A 5,075-nucleotide genomic window follows, 5' to 3' on the forward strand; every position below is an offset into this window, starting at 1 on the left:
GCCATCGCCTGGATCGCTTCGGCATTGGGCTTGCGCTCGGCTTCGAAACCGGCGAAGGCCGCGGCCCAGTCGTCGGCATGTTCGATATGCCGCGCCAGCGCCGTGCAATCCTCGAACGCGCAGTTCATTCCCTGGCCATGAAAGGGCACCATCGCATGCGCGGCGTCGCCCAACAGCACGGCGCGGCCATCGAGATGCCAGCGATCCAGATACAGCGTGCCCAGACTGCTGGTCGGGTTATTGCTCCAGTCGGCGTCGAACTCTGGAATCAGCGGCAAGGCATCGGGGAAATCGCGCGCGAAGAAGGCGCGTGCGGCATCGACATCGGGCAGCGTCGCGAAACTCGGGTCGCCTTCGTTGGGAAGGAACAGCGTGACCGTGAAGGTGTGTTCGGTATTGGGCAGGGCGATGCACATGTAGCCGCCGCGCGGCCAGATGTGCAGGGCGTTGGGCTCGATGCGGAAGCTGCCGTCGGCGGCGGGGGGGATTTCCAATTCCTTGTAACCGTGTCCCAGTGTGACGAAGTGCTCGCCAAGCGCGACCTGCGACTTCATCGCCTGCCGCAATCCCGAGCCTGCGCCATCGGCACCGATCAAAACCTTGAAGTCGCGTACTTCCTCGCTGCGGTCGTGATCGTTGATCAGGCGCAAGGTCTTCGCGTTGAAATCCACGGCATCCAGGCGCGCGTCGAAACGGATCGTCGCGCCCGCCGCTTCCGCGGCATCGAGCAGGCTGATGTTGAGGCGGCCGCGATGCACCGACCAGATCACTTCCGAATCGTCTTTGCCGTAACGCAGCAGTTGCGGTTCGCCGCCATCGGCCGAGTGCACCATGCGTCCGCGCATCATCGTCGCCTGCGCCATCACTGCCTCGGTGAGTCCAGCCAGGCGCAAGGCGTGCAAGCCGCGTTCGGCCAGCGCGAGATTGATCGAACGTCCGCCCTCGTAACCTCTGCGTCGCGGATCGGGGCGACGCTCGAAGACTTCGACCTGCCAGCCCTTGCCCGCCAGCAGCGTGGCCAGCAATGCACCGGCGAGACCTGCACCAGCGATGGTTATTTTTTGCGAACCGGGTGTCATTGCTAGCAAAACCTCTTTTAATAGACCAGTTTTCCGTCATGCCCGCGTAGGCGGGCATCCAGCGTCTTTGCCTTTCAAATGATCTGTGGATAAAGATCGTTCCAATAAGGATTCATTTCCTCGATCAGGCGAATCTTCCAGCTTCTCTCCCATTTCTTGAGTTGCTTTTCACGAACGATCGCAGATTCCATGGTCTCGTGAAGTTCGTACCACACCAGCATCTTCACCGCGTATCTGTCGGTGAATCCGGGGTGGTCGGCTTCCTTGTGCTGCCAGGTACGTTGGATCAGGTTGCTGGTGACTCCGGCGTACAAGGTGCCGTTGCGCCCGCTTGCGAGGAGATAGACGGCAGGTTGCTTCATGGGTCTTCAAGAAAAGTCACTGGATGCCCGCCTTCGCGGGCATGACGGCCAAGTGGGCCGGGGCTTGTGGGAGTGGCTTTTCTATTTCAGAGTCAATGAATGCCCGCCTGACCAGCTCCGCTGTTGAAGACCGCGGGCATGACGGCACCGTTTTGTCGACTGGGGGTAGGTTCACGCGCTACGCCAATGCTCTACCGCCTGCACAAAGCCGAGCACGTCGCTGAAACGGTTGTACAGCGGTGCGGGCGAGATGCGGATGACGTCGGGTTCGCGCCAGTCGCCGATGATGCCCTGCGTCATCAGGTGTTCGAATAGTGCGCGGCCACGTTCGCGGCCGCCGATCACGCGCAGCGACAACTGGCAGCCGCGACGCTCGGCTTCCGATGGCGTGACGATCTTCAGCGTGTCGTCCAGGCGGGTACGGATCAGCGATTCGAGATAGGCGGTGAGTTTTTCGGATTTCGCGCGCAATGCCGGCATCGTGGCGCGCTGGAAGATTTCCAGCGACACCCGCAACGGCGCGAGCGCGAGGATCGGCGGATTGCTCAGCTGCCAGCCGTCGGCGCCCGGCGTCGGCACGAACTCGGGGCCCATCTTGAAGCGTGTGGCCTGGTCATGACCCCACCAGCCGGCGAAACGCGGGCGATCGCTGTGCGCGTGGCGTTCGTGCACGAACGCGCCGGCGATCGCGCCTGGGCCGGAGTTGAGATATTTGTAGCTGCACCACGCGGCGAAATCGGCACCGCTGTCGTGCAACTGCAGCGGCAGGTTGCCGGCGGCGTGGGCGAGATCGAAGCCGACCATGCAGCCTTTCGCGTGGCCGAGACGCGCGATTTCCGTCAGGTCGAAAGCCTGACCGGTTCGATATTGCACGCCCGGCCAGAGGATCAGGGCGATGCGCTCGCCGTGCTCGGCGAGCGTGCGTTCGATCGCCGCCATCGAGATCGTGCCGTTGGGCTCGTCGCCTTCGAGTTCGATCAACGCGGTCGCTGGGTCGAAACCGTGGCTGCGGATCTGCGATTCGACCGCGTAGCGATCCGATGGAAACGCGCCGGCCTCGATCAGGATCGCCGGTCGCTGCGCGGTTGGCCGGTAGAAACTCACCATCAACAGGTGCAGATTCACCGACAGCGAATTCATTGCGACCACTTCGCCCGGTTGCGCGCCGACGCAGCCCGCCAGCGTGTCGCGCACGAGGCCGTGATACGGCATCCACGGATGTTTGCCCTGGAAATGCGCTTCGACACCCAGCGCCGCCCAGTCGTCGAGTTCGTCGATCAGCGCGGCGCGCACGGCCTTCGGCTGCAGACCGAGGGAATTGCCGCAGAAATAAAGCTGCTCGCGATCGCCATGCGTCGGGATATGGAATTGTTCGCGAAATGCGCGCAGCGGATCGGCGGCGTCGAGGGCGAGGGCGTAGGCTTCGGAATAAAGATCGGTCATCGTGTGCGAACGCCATTATTTCTTGCGGACTCCTCCCCTGCTTGCAGGGGAGGCTGGGGGGATGGGACGGCGGAGCGCGGCAAGTTTCTACCCCACCCTAACCCTCCCTTGCGCCCCGAAGGAAGCACCCTTGGGGTGTGAACAGGGGAGGGGATAAAGCATCAATCGAATCGCGACTTGCTCAAGCCCAGCCATTCCAGCGCCGTGCCATGGTAGAGCCGCGCTTGTGCAGCCTCATCAAGATTCAATGCCGCGATACCTTTCCCGGGCTCCTGTTCGCCCAGCGGGAACGGATAATCGGTGCCCAGCATCACGCGATCGACGCCGCAGGTATCGAGCAGATAGCGCAGCGCGCGTTCGTCGGCGACCCAGGAGTCGAAGAACAGGCGGTCGAGATATTCGCGCGGGTTGCGCGGGTTGTCGGTCGCGACCAGGTCTGGTCGCATGTTGAAACCATGCTCGATGCGGCCGATCGTGTACGGAAAACTACCGCCACCATGCGCGAGGCAGACCTTCAAGCGCGGAAATTTTTCCAGTACGCCGCCGAAGATCAGGCAACACGCCGCGCGCGATTGTTCGGCGGGCATGCCGACCAGCCAGGGCAGCCAGTATTTCGGCATCGACTCGCTGCCCATCATGTCCCAGGGATGCACGAGGATGGCCGCGCCAAGATCCTGCGCGGCCTCGAAAAACGGCAGCAACTCCGGCGCGTCGAGATTCCAGTCGCCGATATGCGAACCGATTTGCACGCCCTGCAGATCAAGCTGGTCCATGCAGCGCTCGAGTTCCTGGATCGCCAGGCGCGGTGCCTGCAAGGGCACGGTGCCGATGCCCGCGTAGTGCCGGCGGTGCGCGCGGCAGGTTTCGGCCATGTGGTCGTTGAGCGACTGGTGCAGTTCCAGCGCGTGATGCGCCTTCGCCCAGTAGCTGAACATCACCGGCACCGTGCTGATCACCTGCACCTGCACGCCGAACTGCGCGTAGTCGGCGATGCGCACATCCGGATCCCATGTCTTGGGCCAGATCTCGCGGAAGAACTTGCCGTCCTTGTAGATGCGATGGCGGCCGTCGTCGCCGTGGTGGATCACCGGGAAGCGGTTGTCGCCGTATTTCGCGGCGAGATCCGGCCAATCCATCGGCAGGTAGTGGGCGTGGGTATCGATTTTCAGCATGGGGCTAGTCTAGCAATCCCGGTGGTGTGTGTAGGAGCGGCGTGAGCCGCGAACAGTCTTTCTTCGAAGCAAGCTATCGCGGCTCACGCCGCTCCTACAAAAGCAATCACGTATCCGGGAACTCGTATTTCGAGGGTGCCGGATTCAGGTGTCCGCATTGCTTGCAGGTGCGGTGCTCGTGCGATTTGTAGAAGCGCTCGAACACTGCCGGGAAGTCTTTCTCGATGTTGTGCAAGGGGAAGAATTCTTCGTAGAGTTTGTGGTTGCAGCGTTCGCAGAACCAGAGCAGGCCGTCGTTTTCATGCGGCAACCGTTTGCGTTCGATCACCAGTCCGATCGAACCGGCCATGCGCTGCGGCGAATGCGGCACGCGCGCGGGCAGGTAGAACATCTCGCCGGCTTTGATCGGGATGTCGCGCGCCTTGCCGTCTTCCTGGATGCGCAGGATCATCTCGCCTTCGAGCTGATGGAAGAATTCTGGGCCTTCATCCCAGTGATAGTCGGTGCGCTGGTTAGGGCCGCCGACGATCATCACGATGAAGTCGCCATCGACGATGCATTTGTTGCCGACCGGCGGCTTGAGCAGGTGCCGGTGCTCATCGATCCAGGCTCGCAGGTTGAAGGCAGGGTTGAGCATGTTCTCGCTTCCTTTTCCCCGTCATCCCGGCGAAAGCCGGGACCCATGTTGATTCTTGAAGATCACAATGGGTCCCGGCTTTCGCCGGGATGACGAGCACTATTTTTCGTTGACAAATACCGCGATGCATTTCAACTCGATGGCGATCGGCGTCGGCAATGCGGTGATCCCGAGCGTGGTGCGGCAGGGCGCTTTCGCGGCATCGGGGAAATATTCCGCCCACACCGCGTTGTAAGCCCTGAAGTCGCGCGCCATGTCGGTGAGGTACACCGTCACGTCGACGAGGTCCTCCCAACTCGCGCCGCTGGCGGCCAGCACCGCGCGCACGTTCGCGAATACCGAGTGGCATTGCGCGACGATGTCGTAGGAGAGCAATTTCCCG

General features: G+C 62.2%; 6 protein-coding genes. All 6 read right to left on the reverse strand.

What is annotated here, in order from left to right:
* The coding region (locus VKM35_RS11875) for an NAD(P)/FAD-dependent oxidoreductase (protein WP_324321230.1) at nt 1-1,079 on the reverse strand (1,079 nt) is incomplete at its 3' end.
* 74 nt (nt 1,080-1,153) lie between these two features.
* Nucleotides 1,154-1,441: a GIY-YIG nuclease family protein gene (locus tag VKM35_RS11880; RefSeq protein ID WP_324321231.1), complete on the reverse strand. Its 288-nt coding sequence runs from the start codon at nt 1,439-1,441 to the stop codon at nt 1,154-1,156.
* Between the two features lie 171 nt (nt 1,442-1,612).
* Nucleotides 1,613-2,884: a kynureninase gene (kynU, locus tag VKM35_RS11885; protein WP_324321232.1), complete on the reverse strand. Its 1,272-nt coding sequence runs from the start codon at nt 2,882-2,884 to the stop codon at nt 1,613-1,615.
* A 161-nt stretch (nt 2,885-3,045) separates the two neighbouring features.
* Nucleotides 3,046-4,056 (reverse strand): amidohydrolase family protein, encoded by a 1,011-nt coding sequence (locus VKM35_RS11890; RefSeq protein WP_324321233.1) that lies wholly within the window; start codon nt 4,054-4,056, stop codon nt 3,046-3,048.
* A gap of 106 nt (nt 4,057-4,162) precedes the next feature.
* Nucleotides 4,163-4,693: a 3-hydroxyanthranilate 3,4-dioxygenase gene (locus tag VKM35_RS11895; RefSeq protein ID WP_324321234.1), complete on the reverse strand. Its 531-nt coding sequence runs from the start codon at nt 4,691-4,693 to the stop codon at nt 4,163-4,165.
* Between the two features lie 99 nt (nt 4,694-4,792).
* Nucleotides 4,793-5,075, reverse strand: a 283-nt coding sequence (locus VKM35_RS11900; protein WP_324321235.1) for a RidA family protein, incomplete at its 5' end; no start/stop codon positions are given.

Source organism: Arenimonas sp., from assembly GCF_035312645.1.
Taxonomy (GTDB): Bacteria; Pseudomonadota; Gammaproteobacteria; order Xanthomonadales; family Xanthomonadaceae; genus Arenimonas.

Bases quoted from the DNA above. Each gene is read 5' to 3' on its own strand.
- VKM35_RS11895 (WP_324321234.1), bottom strand. From the start codon at position 4,693: ATGCTCAACCCTGCCTTCAACCTGCGAGCCTGGATCGATGAGCACCGG.
- VKM35_RS11880 (WP_324321231.1), bottom strand. From the start codon at position 1,441: ATGAAGCAACCTGCCGTCTATCTCCTCGCAAGCGGGCGCAACGGCACC.
- kynU (WP_324321232.1), bottom strand. From the start codon at position 2,884: ATGACCGATCTTTATTCCGAAGCCTACGCCCTCGCCCTCGACGCCGCC.
- VKM35_RS11890 (WP_324321233.1), bottom strand. From the start codon at position 4,056: ATGCTGAAAATCGATACCCACGCCCACTACCTGCCGATGGATTGGCCG.